Below are 14,125 nucleotides of genomic sequence, written 5' to 3'. Positions count from 1 at the left end.
GTTCCTATGAGGTCTTTCCTGAGATTTCCATAAAGACAAGGCTTGCAGCGCCGACAATGCCGGCATCGTCGCCGAGCGAGGAAGGGATGATCTTCACCGCATCAAAGAGCTCTTTGAACGCCCTCCGCGAAGCCTCCTTGATGGCCTCCTGCACATAAATGTTCCATGCGCCTACAAGACCGCCGGTGAGTATGATCGCCTCAGGGCTCATGATATTGATAATGTTCGCAATGCCTACACCAAGGAAACGGCCGGCATCCTTGAGGATCTCACGGGAGAGCGCATCCCCTTCGAGCGCTGCACGGTAAATGTCCTCAGGCGTGATCTTATAGATACTTCCCTTGCAGCATTCCTTAAGAATACTCTCATTATCCTTTTCGAGCATGATCACAGCCTTGGCTATCATGGCCCGGGCCGAGGCATAAGTCTCAAGGCAGCCGATATTGCCGCAGGGACATTTCTCTGCATCCGCATTAATGCTCATATGCCCGATCTCGGCCGATACATCAAGCAGCTTCCCTTTATGAATAATGCCGCCGCCGATGCCGGTGCCGAGGGTAAGCAGAACAAAATTATCAAAGCCTTTTCCGGCGCCTGCTGTCTTTTCGCCCAGAGCAGCTACATTGGCGTCATTTTCGATCATCACCTGAACATTGAACCTGTGCCGTATCTCCCTTACCAGGTCAATGCCTTCTATGGCATGAAGGTTGGGCGATATAAAGACCCTGCCCCGCTTTCTGTCGATCAGACCGGCAACGCCCAGCCCGATCCCCACGATCTCAGGCTGCTTTATCTCATCGATAGCAGACAAGATTGCATCAAGCACCGGTTCTGACGACGGCTTCTTGATCTTGCGAACGATCTCGCCGTCTTCGGAGACAAGTGCGACCCTGAGGTTTGTCCCCCCGAGGTCAATACCTATGGCATATTTTTTCGTTGCAGTCATAGTTGTTATGCAGTCATTATGCGGAAAATAAATGAAGTTTTAAAGTCTATCACAAAATATTCCTTTGAGTAAAGGAAGTTACAGGAAAGATTCCCTTGACCTTTTCATATCACAGTCAATAGAATACGCATATATGAAACAGGACAAGACATTATTTGAACTGCAATCAGAGGTCTGCAAGACCCTCGCAAGCCCCAAGAGACTTGAGATCCTGAATGCACTGAAAGATGGTGAAAAGACCGTCACTGACCTGGTCGAGATATTAGGCGTTCCCAAGGCCAATGTCTCGCAGCACCTTGCTGTCATGAGGCACAGAGGCATTCTCAGAACGCGCAGGGACGGTGTAAATATCTACTACAGCGTTTCCAATGCAAAGGTGATCCAGGCATGTATCCTCATGCGCGAGGTCCTGACAGAGCAGATGCAGGAGAAATCGAAGCTCATCGATATTGTCGCAAAAGGCTGAGCTCTTTTTTATTTGACAAATACATTCAAGTATGCTAATGTTTGCATGTATTTAAAAGGAGGCTTGCGGTAATGAGGTCCATAATGCATAAAGTAGAAGTCCTGAAGACCATCGCGCATCCGGTCCGCATCAGGATCCTTGAAGAACTCCTGAAGGGCGTCAAATGCGTAAGCGATTTCGAAGACTTCCTTGAGATAAGCCAGCCGAATGTTTCCCAGCATCTCTCTCTGCTCAGACGGCAGGGGCTGATAGACCACTATATGGACGGGAGGCTCAGATGTTACTTTCTGAAAGACCCGATCATCCCTGACCTGCTTGAGATCCTGAAAAAAGACTATATCGAAGAACTGCCGGCACCGGCCTGCTGTCCGGTGACAAAAAAGGGCACCTATCCGGGCGCAAGGCGCAGATAGCTACCATCATCTTTAAAATAGGAGGCCTCATATGGGACCGCAGATCATCAGCCTCTACGTCAATGACCCCATGGGCAAACGTTGACAGACTAACCTTGAAGCAGCCAGGTCGGCTGAAAAGGAATTCGGAGCAAAAATAATTATTATCAGCAAAACCTCCCGGGAGTACCAGTCAGAGAGCAAGCCTCCGGCCTGCCCGTCCATAGCAATTAATGACCTGATCATCGTAAGCGACGGCGTAAGCACTTATGAAAACCTGAAGACCGCTCTTCTCAACGCGGGATGATCATGGACATCCCTTTCCTTGTCGCTCTTCTGCTTCTTGGTCTGGGCGGAGCCATCTTTATCCCCCTGCTCCTTATACCTCAAGTCTGCGATCGCCGTGATCATAGCGATAACCGTGGCTGCGGATGGGTATCAGATAATCACAGGTCATTAGGGATGAAAGGATAACACGCTATGCTGATCACATTATATTTCAACAGTCCTCCCGGGAACCGGTGAACGAATGTCCATTCCGTGGTCATGGAACTTTCCCGAAACTATACCTTCGATGTTGAAATTATCAGTAAATCGGAGATGTCTTTCTTGAGCCGAAGAGCTTTAAATATATTTCCTTCGCTTGCGATCAACGACACTATTGTATTCAAGGGTCAGGATGTATCTATTGCGGAGCTGAAGTCCGCGATCATTCAGGAGATGGGCAGAACCCATCTGCCATAAAGGAGGAAACAAATGGGCAAAACGATGACGCTGTACCTCTCGACATCACCGTACTCTTATGAAAACACACTCACAACAGTGCGACTTGCAGACTCTGCGCTGGCAAAGGGAAACACCGTTAACCTCATCGCTTCGGCAGATGGAGTCTACTGCTTTTTGAAAGCTCAAAAGGCGAAGGGGATTACAAATGCTGAGGAAGAGTTTACGCGACTTATTCAGAAGGGACTCAAGGTCTTCCTTTGAGGCGGCTGTGTAAACTATCGCCGTGCGGCGAAAGACAATTATCTTGAAGGTGCAGAGGTCGGATCGCTCAAAGGGTTGTTTAAGACCCTGGGTGAAAGTGACGTCTGGCTTAATATCGGTGCATAGGAGGATACCATGGGACATATAGCAATGATACTCAGAAAACCGCCGTATGGCGATATTAATGCAGCAGAAGCTGTCAGACATGCGCTGGGTGCGGCGTCGGGCGACTGGAAAGTGTCGCTCATATTGGTTGACGGAGGCGTGCTCCTTGCCAAAAAGGGGCAGGACGATACAGGGACCGGTTTTACAAATCTGGAGTCCACATTGAAGGACTGTGTTGATATGGGCGTGGATGTGTATGCTGATTATCTTTCACTGGCGTTACAGTCAGTAAAAGAAGAAGAGCTTCCTGCAGGCGTGCAGGTCAAAAACGAATCAGATATAGCCTCTCTGTTAAAAGAAGCTGACCAAACAATGATCTTTTGATCGCAACTCATAGATCTGAAAGGAGAACATAAATGCTTGTAATAGTAAGAAGCGCACCAGACACAGTAGATGGGAGAAGGGGTGTTAAAATGGCCAGAGACTTGGCCGCTGACGTAGTACTCTTGCAAAACGGGGTCTATTTTATACAGCAGGAACACCTTGAAGACCTGGGTTTTTGCGGGACTGCATATGTGCTTTCAGATGATCGCAAACTCCGCGGACTGAATTCAATTGAGTCGGACCGGCGCGCAAAAGAGATTACCTATGATGGGCTTGTGGATTTGATGACGGAAAGCAATAACGTAGTTGGCATGTTCTAATAATACAAAGGGGGAGTGTGCTATGGCAAGAATAGTAATTTTAGGAGGCTCGTTCGGAGGGCTTACAGCAGCCTTTGAGATAAAAAGGCTGTTAGGCTCGCAGGCAGAGGTTACGGTTATCAGCGAAGATAACCGATTCGTATTTCTGCCTTCGCTCCCATGGCTGATCATGGGCTGGAGAGGGCCTGAGGATATCACACTGAATGTCAGTGAAATACTTAAATCAAAGGGAATCCAGTTCATCCATGAAGCCGCGATAGGGGTAGATCCTGAGACATCGAAGGTCAAGACTGCAACAAGAGAGTTCTCATACGATCACCTCGTCATCTCAACAGGGCCTCATCTTTCATTTGATGAGATACCCGGTCTTGGCCCTGACAAGGGATACACTGACTGCACCTTCACCCTCGATCACGCTGTCAGGACAGGCCAGACATGGAAGAAGATTCTCGAAGACCCTGGACCTGTTGTTGTCGGATCTTCCCAGATGGTCAGCTGCTTTGGCCCCACCTATGAGCTTGCCTTTGAGATGCATGATGAACTGAAAAGGAGGAAGATGCGGCATAAGGTGCCGATCATCTATCTCACGTCTGAACCGTATCTCGGCCATATGGGTGTCGGAGGGCTTGGAAACTCGAAGCGCTTCATGGAAGACGAGTTCGCAGACAGGGACATCAAATCAGTTGTGAGCCAGGCTATTGAAGAAGTGACGCCTGGTGAGATAAAGCTGAAAGACGGGACAAAGATACCTTTTAAACTCGCCATGATAGCCCCGCCATTCAAAGGCGTGCCTGCTGTTGCACCCTTAGGCAACCCGAGGGGCTTTATCCCTGTTGACAAGAACTACAGGCATACCAAACACAAGAATATCTTTGCCATCGGCGTGACTATGGCGATAGCGCCTCCTGAGGTTACTCCCGTACCTACCGGCGTTCCAAAGACAGGCTTCATGACCGTAAAGATGGCAAAGACAGCGGCTGCCACGATCTATTCTGATATTAAAGGCACACCGCCGCCAGCCATGGACGAATTGAGTGTTGTCTGCCTGATGGATATGGGCAACACAGCCGCGCTGATGAAGGCCTCTCCGGTACTCCCTCCGCGCCAGTCGTCATTTACAAAAAAAGGCATATGGGCAAAATGGATGAAGGTCGGGTTTGAGAAATACTTTCTCTATAAGATGAAAAACGGACTGAGCGGGCTGCCATGAAAAAAGAGGTGTTAGATTTTCATGCGGAGTTTTGCAAAACCTTTTCCAATTCGAGGAGGCTTGAGATAATTAACCTGCTCAAGACAGGAGAACTGTCTGCCGGCCATATCACGAAGGAACTCGGCATCCCAAAGGCCAATACATCGCAGCATCTGTCAGTTATGCGGAAGATGAGGATTCTTAAAACAAGAAGGGACGGTATTAATATTTATTACAGAATAGCGAACAATAATATTAGTGTGGCATGCAGTCTTATGCAGGATGCCCTGGCACAGCTTATGGAAAATTCTCCCGTGCATCAGCAGGAACATATATAACGTTATAAGAGGGGAAATGTCATGACAAAGGTAATAAAAAATGTATCAGTGATGTGCTTCCATGATGAACTCTGCCAGGTATTCAATGCCGCAATGACTGCTCTGAGCCTCTTGAGGGAGGGCTCTAATGTCACGATCTTCTTCGGTTCACGCGGGGTCATCGCGATTCACAAAGACAAGGTGAAGGATCTGAAATGCATGCCTGATCAACCTGAGGAGATCGGTGAGGCTGTGATGAAGAGAATGGAAGAGATGGAACTTCCCACGGTCGAGGAGATGCTCTTCATGCTCTATAAAGAAGGGGCAAAGATGCTTGCCTGCCCTCTTAACGTCCCTCTGTTCGGCATGTCAAAGTCTGACTTTGTGGAGGGTGTGGAACTGGCAAATCCAGCGACCTACTACAAAGAAGTTATGGTTCCGGCAGACATGAATCTGACTTTCTAAAAACGAATATCCATGCAAATATCGACATATATGAATGTATAGGAGGGCCTAATGAAAAAGTTTTCTCTTGTTGAATTTTCGGTAAATCATCCGAAACTAATTGTGGTGCTTTCAATACTCGTCACCATGGCCTTCATGACGCAGTTTCCGAAGATGAGGACCGACACGAATCCGAAGAACATGCTCCCCGCAACGTCTGATGTGAGGGTATGGAACGATGAGGTCGAAAAGACCTTCAGCCTGTACGAGGACATGATTGCCCTTGGCATTGTGAACGAAAAAGGCATTCTCAACACAGGAACACTCGGAAAGATTCAAAGGATCACGGATGAAATACTTAAGCTCAAGGGCGTTGCAGCAAGGGATGTGTCCAGTTTTACGACCATAGACAATGTCACCGTAGAAGACGCAGCGTTAAAGGTCGCTCCCTTGATGACAAAAGCTCCTGAAGATGAAAAGGGGCTCGAATATCTCAGGAAGATGCTGTATGAGAACCCTCTTTTTCTGAACCGTATCATCTCAAAGGACGGCAAGACAACAGCCATTTATGTCCCGCTCGAAAAGGGCTCAAACGGCAAGGAGATCGCAGACAACATACGGGAGATTGTCAAAAAAGAAAAGGGAGATGAACAATACTATGTTGCCGGTGATCCGGTTGCCCGCGACACCTTCGGCGCAGATATGTTCAAGCTCATGGCCCTGTTCGCACCTATTGCAGGCATGGTCATGCTTATTGTCAGATATCTGATGTTCAGGGATCTTTTCCTCTCGATCACGCTGATGATGGACGCCATGATCAGCATTGTCTGGAGTATGGGACTCCTCATCGGACTGGGCTTCCCAATCCATATCATGAGTTCCATGGCGCCGGTCTTTCTTATGGCGATCGCAACAGACAGCATGCATATCTTCAATGAATTTTACTTCCGCTACAGAGAGACAAAGGACAAGAAAAGAGCGATCATCGAGACCATGCAGGCGGTAAGCCGCCCGGTGAGGAACACCGCACTTGCAACAGCAGCAGGCTTTGGCGTGCTTCTTTTTATGAACATCATTCCAGTTAAGGTCTTTGGCGGTCTTGTTGCCTTCGGCACTATTGCCCTCAGAATTCTCAGTTTTAGCTTTATACCTGCCATGTTCACCTTTGTGAAGGACGAGAAGTTGGCGAAAATAGCCCATGCAGAAGATATCGATGCAGGCAGGGGTTCAGAATTTTTGAGAGGTCTCGCCGGATTCGGAGCGCATCATCCAAAGCAGACTGTTCTGGTCGGACTCATCCTCTTTGTAATAGCAGTCATCGGACTGTCAAAGATTGTCGTGAACAATAACCTGGTAGAGTGGTTCAAAAAAGACAGCGATGTAAGAGTCGCTGATACGGCAATTAACAAGGCCCTCGGCGGCACATCGCTCGGCTATGTAGTGGCCATTGCAAAGGAAGACGATTACATCAAGACACCTGGGGCAATGCGGTATATAGAGGGGCTCCAGCAACATCTCGAAAAGCTGCCTGTTGTCGGCAAGACAACGTCAGTTGTTGATTACGTGAAGCGGATAAACCGCGTGCTCCATGACGATAACCCTAAGTATGATGCTGTGCCGGAGACAAAAGAGATGATTGGCCAGTATATCTTCCTCTTTTCGATGTCTGCCAAACCGTCAGACCTGGACAATGTCGTTGACTATCCCTTTAAGAGCGCAAACATTTGGGTGCAGCTCAAGACATGGGATGCCAATGCCATGAGAGAGGTTATAAAGGCAGTTGAAGAATACAAGAAGAGCAATCCCACTTCCATGGAGATGAAACCAGCCGGCATCGCCTATTTCAATCTTGTCTGGAATGACGAGGTGCTTGGGGACATGGTAAAGGGGTTCATTCTTGCGCTGGTGGTTGTCTTCGGCATACTTGCCTATGATTTCCGCTCTCTGAAATGGGCAATTGTAGGGTACGCACCGCTGCTTTTCACAGTCCTGCTCCTGTACGGCGTAGTCGGCTATGTTGGGAAAGACTTTGATATGCCAATATCCGTGCTTTCCTGCCTCTCGCTTGGTATGGCCGTGGACTTTGCTATCCATTTTGTGTCCAGACTGCGGCAGAGACTGAAGGAAGTTCCAACAGAGCCTTTGTCTGATGCTCTCCTCTGGACCGCAGCGCGGCCCGGAAAAGGAATCATGCGAAATGCAATCCTTTTTGCCGCTTCCTTCGCCGTGATGATATTCGCGCCGCTCACGCCTTATATAACCGTCGGCGCGTTCATTGTGAGCATGATGCTCCTGAGCGCCGTAATGACACTTATCTATCTGCCTGCCCTCATCACGCTCATGCAGGGCTGGCTGCTTAAGTCGAGATGAAACCGAAAGACTGCTTTACGAATAGCCTCACCCCTCAGCAGCTTATCGAGCTGGATGCCTGCACACAGTGCGGACAGTGCCTGCAGTTCTGCCCGGTGCAGAACGTCAAAAGCGATCCTGCCATCTCACCGCCAGAAAAGATCCGAGTTTTCAAGGAGTTCATAAAAGCGACCGAGGGGCTCAAGGCAAAGCTGATGGGACCGGACAGGATCGACAATCGGCTCCTTGAGGATTTCACAAAGGCTGTATTTGAATGCACTACCTGCGGCGCCTGCGGACAGCACTGTGCTGTGGGCATCTTTACACAGCGTCTCTGGCCTATGCTGAGGAAAGAGATGGTCAAACGCGGCATCGGCCCTATCGGGGGCCAGGCCAAGATGCCCGAGGTGATCAAAAATACCGGAAACCCTTACAACATGCCGGCCAAAGAGAGATTCAGTCCCTGGTTCCCCGATAATGTGAAGGTCGAGAAAAATGCTGAAATCGCCTATTATGCAGGCTGCACAGGTGCATATTCAGCGCAGCCGATGGTAAAGGGTGACGTTCTCGTACTAAGTGCTATCGGCGATCGCTTCACCATGCTGGGGCCTGAGGAAGAGGTCTGCTGCGGCTTCCCTCTGTTTATTTCAGGTCAGCATGACATGCTTGAAGACCTGGTCAAAAGGCTTGTGGAAGGGTACAAGGCAAAGGGGGTAAAGCTGCTGCTCACGTCCTGTCCCTGATGCGTAAATATCATGGCCCGTGATTGGCCATCAATATACGGACAGGAGCTGCCTTTCAAGATCAGGCATATCACGCAGTTTGTCACCGAGGCATTGAAAAATGGAAAGCTGAAGCTGAAGAAAGAACTGAACGAACGTCTGATCTACCATGACCCCTGCTATTTGAGCAGAGGAGTCGGTGTGATCGAGGAGCCCAGGGCTGTGCTGAGAAGTGTGAAGGGCATAGAACTCCTCGAATTCGACAGTCACGGCCTCGACTCGCGCTGCTGTGGTGCCGGAGGAGCTGCGCGCAAGGTTTTTCAGGAGAATGCAAATGCAATGGGGAGATTGACGATTGACGAGGCCGTAGCAAAGAAAGCAGACCGGCTTATCCTCAGCTGCCCTGCCTGCTATGCGCAGGTAAACGAGGCGATGCAGGGACATGACAAGCAGATTCGGATTACGGACATAATGGAATTGATCGCAGGTCAATTGGAATAAAATAACTACATGGAGGATTGACATGAAACAATTGGTGATGCTACTAGTGGCGCTTCTGCTGCCGATGGAGGTTTTTGCCGTAACTGCCGACGAGGTAATGAAAAAGTCCCAGGCCGCATTCCTGTATCCGGGCAAGGACTTCAAGGCAAGAGTAGTAATGAAGCTTGTGAGCAAAGGTGGACAGGAAAGGGTCAGGGAGATGACCATGCTCAGAAAGAACTTTGGAGAGACCGGCGGCGATCAAAAGTATTTCATATACTTCTTTCAGCCGGCAGATGTGAAGGACATGACCTTTATGGTGTACAAATATCCGAAGAAAGATGATGACAGATGGCTGTTCGTTCCGGCTATCAGCATGGTGCGCCGAATTGCAGCTCAGGACAAGCGGTCGAGCTTTGTTGGTTCGGATTTCACCTATGAGGACGTATCCGGAAGGGATATCGAAGATGATACGCATGCAATAAGTAAAGAGGAAAAACTCGGTGCAAGGGACTGTTATGTGATAAAAAGCACCCCGAAGACTGCTGATGTTGATTACAGTTACAAGCTTGCCTGGATCGACAAGACAAACTCCCTTCCGATGAAGGAAGAGTATTATGACAAGCGCGGAGACCTGTATAAGACTTTCACCGCGGATGAAATAAAGGATGTGAAAAGCTTGCCCACCATCACAAAGCGAACAATGAAGAACCTTCAGAGTGGTCATTCCACAGAGGTTACCTATAGCAAGGTGGACTACAACATTAACATTGAGGACAGTCTCTTTACTGAGCGCTTTCTCAAGCAGCCGCCGAAAAAGTGGATAGACTGAGCAGGCACGCAACTTCAGCAGCTGAAGCCTTCTCTCTTCATGCAGAAGAGTATGATCACTGGTTTGACGATCCGGACGGCCGCATTCTTTTTGATGCTGAGGTGAAAGCGATACGACTCCTGATGAAGAATTTATCGCCACCCTTTCTTGAAATAGGAGTCGGCTCCGGAAGGTTTGCAAAGGCGCTTGGAATAGGATACGGCGTTGAGCCTTCAGAAGCATTGCTCACTATGGCCAGGGAAAGAGGCGTAAATGTTGCGCAGGCCTTTGGCGAAAAACTTCCTTACGCTGACAGCTTTTTCGGCTGCGTCTTCATTCTGTTTACCCTCTGTTTTGTGGAGGATCCACAAAAGGTTATCTCAGAGACCCGCAGGGTTCTGAAAGGAGACGGTGGCGTGGTCATCGGTCTAATAAATCGGGAGAGCCCATGGGGAAGGTCTTATATGCAGAAAGGCAGAGAAAAGGACTCTATTTACCAATACGCGAACTTTTTCAGCATTGCAGAGGTACAGGCCATGCTTATAAACGAGGGCATGAAAGCAGAGCAATACTCCTCAGCGCTCTGCCAGCCACCATCAGAAAATCTGCAAAAAGAAGAGACGTGTGAAGTCTTGATAAAAGATGCAGGCTTTGTCTGCATATTGGCGAAAAAGTCGTAGGCCGGGGAATATATGAATTTAAACTATTTAAGATCAATTTTTTTGTCATTGTTTTTTTTCTGCTGCCTGTCGCTCTCTGCCCATGCTGCTGACATCCCGCTTCACGGATTCCTGCAGGGCAATTATTCCTTCGATGCCGGGAGGTCAAATCCTGACGGAGGCAATTTCAAGCTTGCTGAGGAGCGCATACAGTTAAAGCTCGATCTGTCCAGAGAGCCGCTTCATCTTTTTATCAAGACCGAGGCCTTCTATGACCATATCGACAGAAGAGCTGATCTTGAACTGCGGGAGGGATACATCGATTACACTGCATCGAGCTGGGACATACGGGCGGGGAGGCAGATCCTGACCTGGGGCCTTGGAGACCTGATCTTCATTAATGATTTTTTCCCAAAGGACTATGAGGCATTCTTTTCAGGCAGGCCGATGGAATACCTGAAAAAAGGCGTAGACGGCATAAAGATCGGCGCATATCCCGGTTTTGCATCCTTTGAGCTTGTCATTATTCCATTTTTTGAACCGAATAAATTCCCTAATGCAAAACGGTTTTGGATGTTTGATCCCATGTCGTCTATTATTGACCGTGAAAAGAAAGAGCCTGCAACAACACTGAAAAACACGGAAGTTGCGTTTCGAGCGTATCGGGATATTGCTGGCTATGACGCTGCACTGTATTATTATCGTGGCTTTTTCAGGCAGCCGTCAGTGATGCCTGACAATTCGATGATGCCGGCAAAGCTTACCCTCTTCTATCCGAAGCTTACAGTCTATGGCGCGAGCCTTCAGGGCAAGGCACTTGATGGTGTTGTGAGCCTCGAAGCCGGGTACTACGATGCAAGAGAAGATAGAAGCGGCACTGATCCAATGATGCCGAATTCCCAGACACGGTTCCTGCTCGGTTATCAGAGACAGCTCTGGGAGGATTTTACCGTGGGTGTGCAGTATTACGCTGAGTACATGCATGATTATGCTGAATACAAGAAGAATCTTCCTCCAGGATTTCCTCAGGAAAGAAGATTGCATGAACTCGTCAGCGTGAGGCTTACGCAATTTCTGATGCATCAGACACTGCGGCTTTCCGTGTTTTCCTTCTGGAACCCTTCCGACGGCGATTACCTGCTTAATCCTGAGGTAAAGTATAATTTATCTGACCATGTCTGGGCAGCGATCGGAGCCAACATCTTCGGTGGCGGAGAACAATGGAGCCAGTTCGGGCAGTTGGATAAAAACGACAATGTCTATTTTCAGTTGCGATATGAGTTTTAATATGAACAAAAAGATCTACCTTGATTACAATGCCAGCACGCCGATTGCACCTGAAGCAATTGAGGCTATGCAGCCTTTTCTGACAGATCACTACGGCAATCCCTCCAGCTCACATTGGGCAGGAATCCCTGCCAAAAATGCAGTGGCAAAAGCTCGCGGGCAGATCGCTGATCTCATCGGCTGTACCCCTGAAGAGATTGTCTTTACCAGCGGAGGGACTGAGGCTAACAACCATGCTCTCAAAGGTGTCTTTTTTGCCGCTCAGGGGAAAGGCGATCATATTGTCACCACCGCTGTTGAACACCCCTCGATACTCAACCCATGCCGGTTTCTTGAAAAGCTCGGGGCACAGGTAACCGTGCTTCCTGTTGACCGCTTTGGCATGGTCGATCCTGACGATGTGAAACGTGCCGTCACACCCAAAACGGTTCTTATTACCGTTATGCATGCAAACAACGAGGTGGGGACAATCCAGCCGATCTCAAAGATCGCAGCCATTGCCAGGGAGACCGGTGTCCTCTTCCATACTGACGCTGCCCAGAGCATCGGAAAGATTCCCGCGGATGTAAATGAACTCGGAGTTGATCTCCTTTCGGTCGCCGGACATAAGCTCTATGCACCAAAAGGTATTGGCGCGCTTTACATCAGAAAAGGGACAAGCATGGAGCCATTTATGCATGGGGCAGGACATGAAGCAGGAAGAAGGGCAGGCACGGAAAACGTTCTTCTGGCCGTTGCCCTGGGCGCGGCCTGCAGTTCTGCACAGGAATGGGACGGTCTGCCTCAGCTGCAGGCGCTGAGAGATCGGTTCTGGGAGATGCTTCAGAAAACCTTTGGAGATAAGGTCTCCCTTAACGGCCATCCGACAGAGCGGCTTCCCAATACGTTGAACATCAATTTCATCGGAAGGATTGGCTCTGAAATCCTTGCCCAACTGCCGGAGATCGCTGCATCAACAGGCTCTGCCTGCCATTCCGGTTCGGTAACGCTCTCTCCTGTACTGGCGGCAATGGGAGTCCCGCCGGAAGAAGGCATGGGTGCAATAAGGTTCAGCCTCGGAAGATACACAACAGCAGATGAGATCGAAGAAGTCCTTGCATTGCTCCGTACCATACTCTCCAAAGCCTGAATCCGGGGCTCACTTGTCCCGTTCTATCTTTCCCATTGCAATAGAAGCACACTCTCTTTATAGTTAAAGAAAAAAGAGGAGGTGGCGCATATGGATCTCAAACTCACCAGTCTTTCCGGCTGCGCGGGTTGAGCGGCAAAATTCAGTCCTTCGGACCTGGCCCAGGTTCTGGGTCAGCTGCCAGCAATAACAGATAAAAATGTTCTGGTCGGCTCGAACAATGCAGACGATGCAGGCGTGTACAGAATCAATGACGAGGTCGCCGTTGTCCTGACAACAGACTTCTTTACGCCGATCGTTGACGACCCATACTGGTTCGGCGCGATCTCTGCAGCAAATTCACTTTCCGATGTATGGGCAATGGGCGGCAGGGCTGTGGTCAGCCTGAACCTTGCCATGTTCCCGAACCAGCCTGAATTCTTCCCGTCCCTGCATAAGGTGATGCAGGGCGGAAGCGACAAGATGACAGAGGCAGGCGTCTCGATCATCGGAGGCCATACCATCCGTGACAAGGAGCCGAAGTTCGGATACACGGTCATGGGCCTTGTCCATCCTGACAAGATCCTCGACAACACCAAGGCACGGCCCGGAGACGCCATGGTCCTCACCAAGAAGATCGGCACCGGCGTGATCTCCACAGGCGTCAAGGCAGGCCTCTGCAGCGATGCGGTGATCGAGGAGTTCACCCTCTCGATGGCTGCTCTGAATAAACGCGCAAGCGAGATCATGATCGAAATCGGCGTGAGCACTGCAACCGACATAACAGGCTTCGGCCTGATCGGCCATCTTAACGAGGTGCTCACAGCCAGCAGATGCCGGGCCACACTGCATACCGGCAATGTACCGTTTTTCGAAGAGGCAGTGAGGCTTGCCGGCATGAATAAGGTGCCGGGCGGCACCATGGCGAATTTCAAGAACTATAGCCAGCACGTCATGTATGAAAAAGCGGTCCCGGATGTTGAGAAGATACTGATCAATGACGCACAGACCTCAGGCGGTCTGCTGATCTTTGTGCCGGCAGACAAAAAGGCAGCCCTGATCTCTGCTCTCGAAAAAGAGAAGATCCTCGCCGCATATATAGGAGATCTTGCTGAAGGAGATGCGGCAGCCTCTACGCGCATCATCGTAGAGAGATAGT

General features: G+C 49.5%; 17 protein-coding genes. 16 read left to right on the top strand and 1 reads right to left on the bottom strand.

The genetic code is table 11. The annotated features are described in order from the left end of the window. Positions 1-4: 4 nt before the first annotated feature. Entirely contained in the window at positions 5-946 is a 942-nt protein-coding gene (locus tag HZB62_01005; protein ID MBI5073743.1) for an ROK family protein, read from the bottom strand. A gap of 133 nt (positions 947-1,079) precedes the next feature. On the opposite strand from HZB62_01005, the gene HZB62_01000 reads away from it, so the two are divergent. The 16 genes from HZB62_01000 to selD all read left to right on the top strand — a co-directional run bounded on the left by HZB62_01000 (position 1,080) and on the right by selD (position 14,124). Then, positions 1,080-1,412, top strand: a complete 333-nt coding sequence (locus HZB62_01000) for a winged helix-turn-helix transcriptional regulator (protein MBI5073742.1) — start codon at positions 1,080-1,082, stop codon at positions 1,410-1,412. Positions 1,413-1,495: 83 nt separating this feature from the next. Beyond that, on the top strand, positions 1,496-1,825 hold the full coding sequence (locus HZB62_00995) for a winged helix-turn-helix transcriptional regulator (protein ID MBI5073741.1): 330 nt from the start codon (positions 1,496-1,498) through the stop codon (positions 1,823-1,825). A gap of 735 nt (positions 1,826-2,560) precedes the next feature. Beyond that, positions 2,561-2,791, top strand: a complete 231-nt coding sequence (locus tag HZB62_00990) for a DsrE family protein (GenBank protein ID MBI5073740.1) — start codon at positions 2,561-2,563, stop codon at positions 2,789-2,791. 135 nt (positions 2,792-2,926) lie between these two features. Continuing rightward, positions 2,927-3,280 (top strand): DsrE family protein, encoded by a 354-nt coding sequence (locus HZB62_00985; GenBank protein MBI5073739.1) that lies wholly within the window; start codon positions 2,927-2,929, stop codon positions 3,278-3,280. A gap of 32 nt (positions 3,281-3,312) precedes the next feature. Further along, positions 3,313-3,600: a hypothetical protein gene (locus HZB62_00980; GenBank protein ID MBI5073738.1), complete on the top strand. Its 288-nt coding sequence runs from the start codon at positions 3,313-3,315 to the stop codon at positions 3,598-3,600. Positions 3,601-3,622: 22 nt separating this feature from the next. After that, the gene (locus HZB62_00975) at positions 3,623-4,810 is read left to right on the top strand and encodes an FAD-dependent oxidoreductase (GenBank protein MBI5073737.1); all 1,188 of its coding nucleotides are present in this window, start codon (positions 3,623-3,625) and stop codon (positions 4,808-4,810) included. Next, entirely contained in the window at positions 4,807-5,127 is a 321-nt protein-coding gene (locus tag HZB62_00970) for a winged helix-turn-helix transcriptional regulator (protein ID MBI5073736.1), read from the top strand. Before HZB62_00975 ends, HZB62_00970 begins: the two co-directional genes overlap by 4 nt. Before the next feature lie 21 nt (positions 5,128-5,148). Next, positions 5,149-5,571, top strand: a complete 423-nt coding sequence (locus HZB62_00965; GenBank protein MBI5073735.1) for a DsrE/DsrF/DrsH-like family protein — start codon at positions 5,149-5,151, stop codon at positions 5,569-5,571. Positions 5,572-5,622: 51 nt separating this feature from the next. Beyond that, positions 5,623-7,920 (top strand): MMPL family transporter, encoded by a 2,298-nt coding sequence (locus tag HZB62_00960; GenBank protein MBI5073734.1) that lies wholly within the window; start codon positions 5,623-5,625, stop codon positions 7,918-7,920. After that, the gene (locus HZB62_00955; GenBank protein ID MBI5073733.1) at positions 7,917-8,642 is read left to right on the top strand and encodes a (Fe-S)-binding protein; all 726 of its coding nucleotides are present in this window, start codon (positions 7,917-7,919) and stop codon (positions 8,640-8,642) included. The genes HZB62_00960 and HZB62_00955 overlap by 4 nt, the downstream gene beginning before the upstream one ends. Before the next feature lie 12 nt (positions 8,643-8,654). Continuing rightward, positions 8,655-9,122 carry a (Fe-S)-binding protein gene (locus tag HZB62_00950; protein ID MBI5073732.1) on the top strand — a complete coding sequence of 156 codons (468 nt, stop codon included), beginning with the start codon at positions 8,655-8,657 and terminating at the stop codon, positions 9,120-9,122. A gap of 22 nt (positions 9,123-9,144) precedes the next feature. Next, positions 9,145-9,933, top strand: a complete 789-nt coding sequence (locus HZB62_00945) for an outer membrane lipoprotein-sorting protein (GenBank protein ID MBI5073731.1) — start codon at positions 9,145-9,147, stop codon at positions 9,931-9,933. Further along, the gene (locus HZB62_00940) at positions 9,921-10,592 is read left to right on the top strand and encodes a class I SAM-dependent methyltransferase (protein MBI5073730.1); all 672 of its coding nucleotides are present in this window, start codon (positions 9,921-9,923) and stop codon (positions 10,590-10,592) included. The genes HZB62_00945 and HZB62_00940 overlap by 13 nt, the downstream gene beginning before the upstream one ends. A 12-nt stretch (positions 10,593-10,604) precedes the next feature. Beyond that, complete coding sequence (locus tag HZB62_00935; GenBank protein ID MBI5073729.1) at positions 10,605-11,858, top strand: hypothetical protein; 1,254 nt, start codon at positions 10,605-10,607, stop codon at positions 11,856-11,858. 1 nt (position 11,859) lies between these two features. Further along, positions 11,860-12,987, top strand: coding sequence for a cysteine desulfurase (locus HZB62_00930; GenBank protein MBI5073728.1), 1,128 nt, complete (start codon positions 11,860-11,862; stop codon positions 12,985-12,987). Positions 12,988-13,143: 156 nt separating this feature from the next. Continuing rightward, positions 13,144-14,124, top strand: a complete 981-nt coding sequence (gene selD, locus HZB62_00925) for a selenide, water dikinase SelD (protein ID MBI5073727.1) — start codon at positions 13,144-13,146, stop codon at positions 14,122-14,124. The last annotated feature ends 1 nt before the right edge of the window (position 14,125 follow it).

The organism is Nitrospirota bacterium (assembly GCA_016214855.1).
In the GTDB taxonomy this organism is placed as follows: domain Bacteria; phylum Nitrospirota; class Thermodesulfovibrionia; order Thermodesulfovibrionales; family UBA6898; genus UBA6898.
The sequence above is the reverse complement of the archived record's forward strand: the minus strand, read 5'-3'. Positions and strand labels throughout refer to the sequence as shown.

Bases quoted from the DNA above. Each gene is read 5' to 3' on its own strand.
- HZB62_00995 (MBI5073741.1), top strand. From the start codon at position 1,496: ATGCATAAAGTAGAAGTCCTGAAGACCATCGCGCATCCGGTCCGCATC.
- HZB62_00965 (MBI5073735.1), top strand. From the start codon at position 5,149: ATGACAAAGGTAATAAAAAATGTATCAGTGATGTGCTTCCATGATGAA.
- HZB62_00950 (MBI5073732.1), top strand. From the start codon at position 8,655: ATGGCCCGTGATTGGCCATCAATATACGGACAGGAGCTGCCTTTCAAG.
- HZB62_01000 (MBI5073742.1), top strand. From the start codon at position 1,080: ATGAAACAGGACAAGACATTATTTGAACTGCAATCAGAGGTCTGCAAG.
- HZB62_00930 (MBI5073728.1), top strand. From the start codon at position 11,860: ATGAACAAAAAGATCTACCTTGATTACAATGCCAGCACGCCGATTGCA.
- HZB62_01005 (MBI5073743.1), bottom strand. From the start codon at position 946: ATGACTGCAACGAAAAAATATGCCATAGGTATTGACCTCGGGGGGACA.
- HZB62_00990 (MBI5073740.1), top strand. From the start codon at position 2,561: ATGGGCAAAACGATGACGCTGTACCTCTCGACATCACCGTACTCTTAT.
- HZB62_00935 (MBI5073729.1), top strand. From the start codon at position 10,605: ATGAATTTAAACTATTTAAGATCAATTTTTTTGTCATTGTTTTTTTTC.
- HZB62_00985 (MBI5073739.1), top strand. From the start codon at position 2,927: ATGGGACATATAGCAATGATACTCAGAAAACCGCCGTATGGCGATATT.
- HZB62_00945 (MBI5073731.1), top strand. From the start codon at position 9,145: ATGAAACAATTGGTGATGCTACTAGTGGCGCTTCTGCTGCCGATGGAG.
- HZB62_00980 (MBI5073738.1), top strand. From the start codon at position 3,313: ATGCTTGTAATAGTAAGAAGCGCACCAGACACAGTAGATGGGAGAAGG.
- HZB62_00955 (MBI5073733.1), top strand. From the start codon at position 7,917: ATGAAACCGAAAGACTGCTTTACGAATAGCCTCACCCCTCAGCAGCTT.
- HZB62_00975 (MBI5073737.1), top strand. From the start codon at position 3,623: ATGGCAAGAATAGTAATTTTAGGAGGCTCGTTCGGAGGGCTTACAGCA.
- HZB62_00960 (MBI5073734.1), top strand. From the start codon at position 5,623: ATGAAAAAGTTTTCTCTTGTTGAATTTTCGGTAAATCATCCGAAACTA.
- HZB62_00970 (MBI5073736.1), top strand. From the start codon at position 4,807: ATGAAAAAAGAGGTGTTAGATTTTCATGCGGAGTTTTGCAAAACCTTT.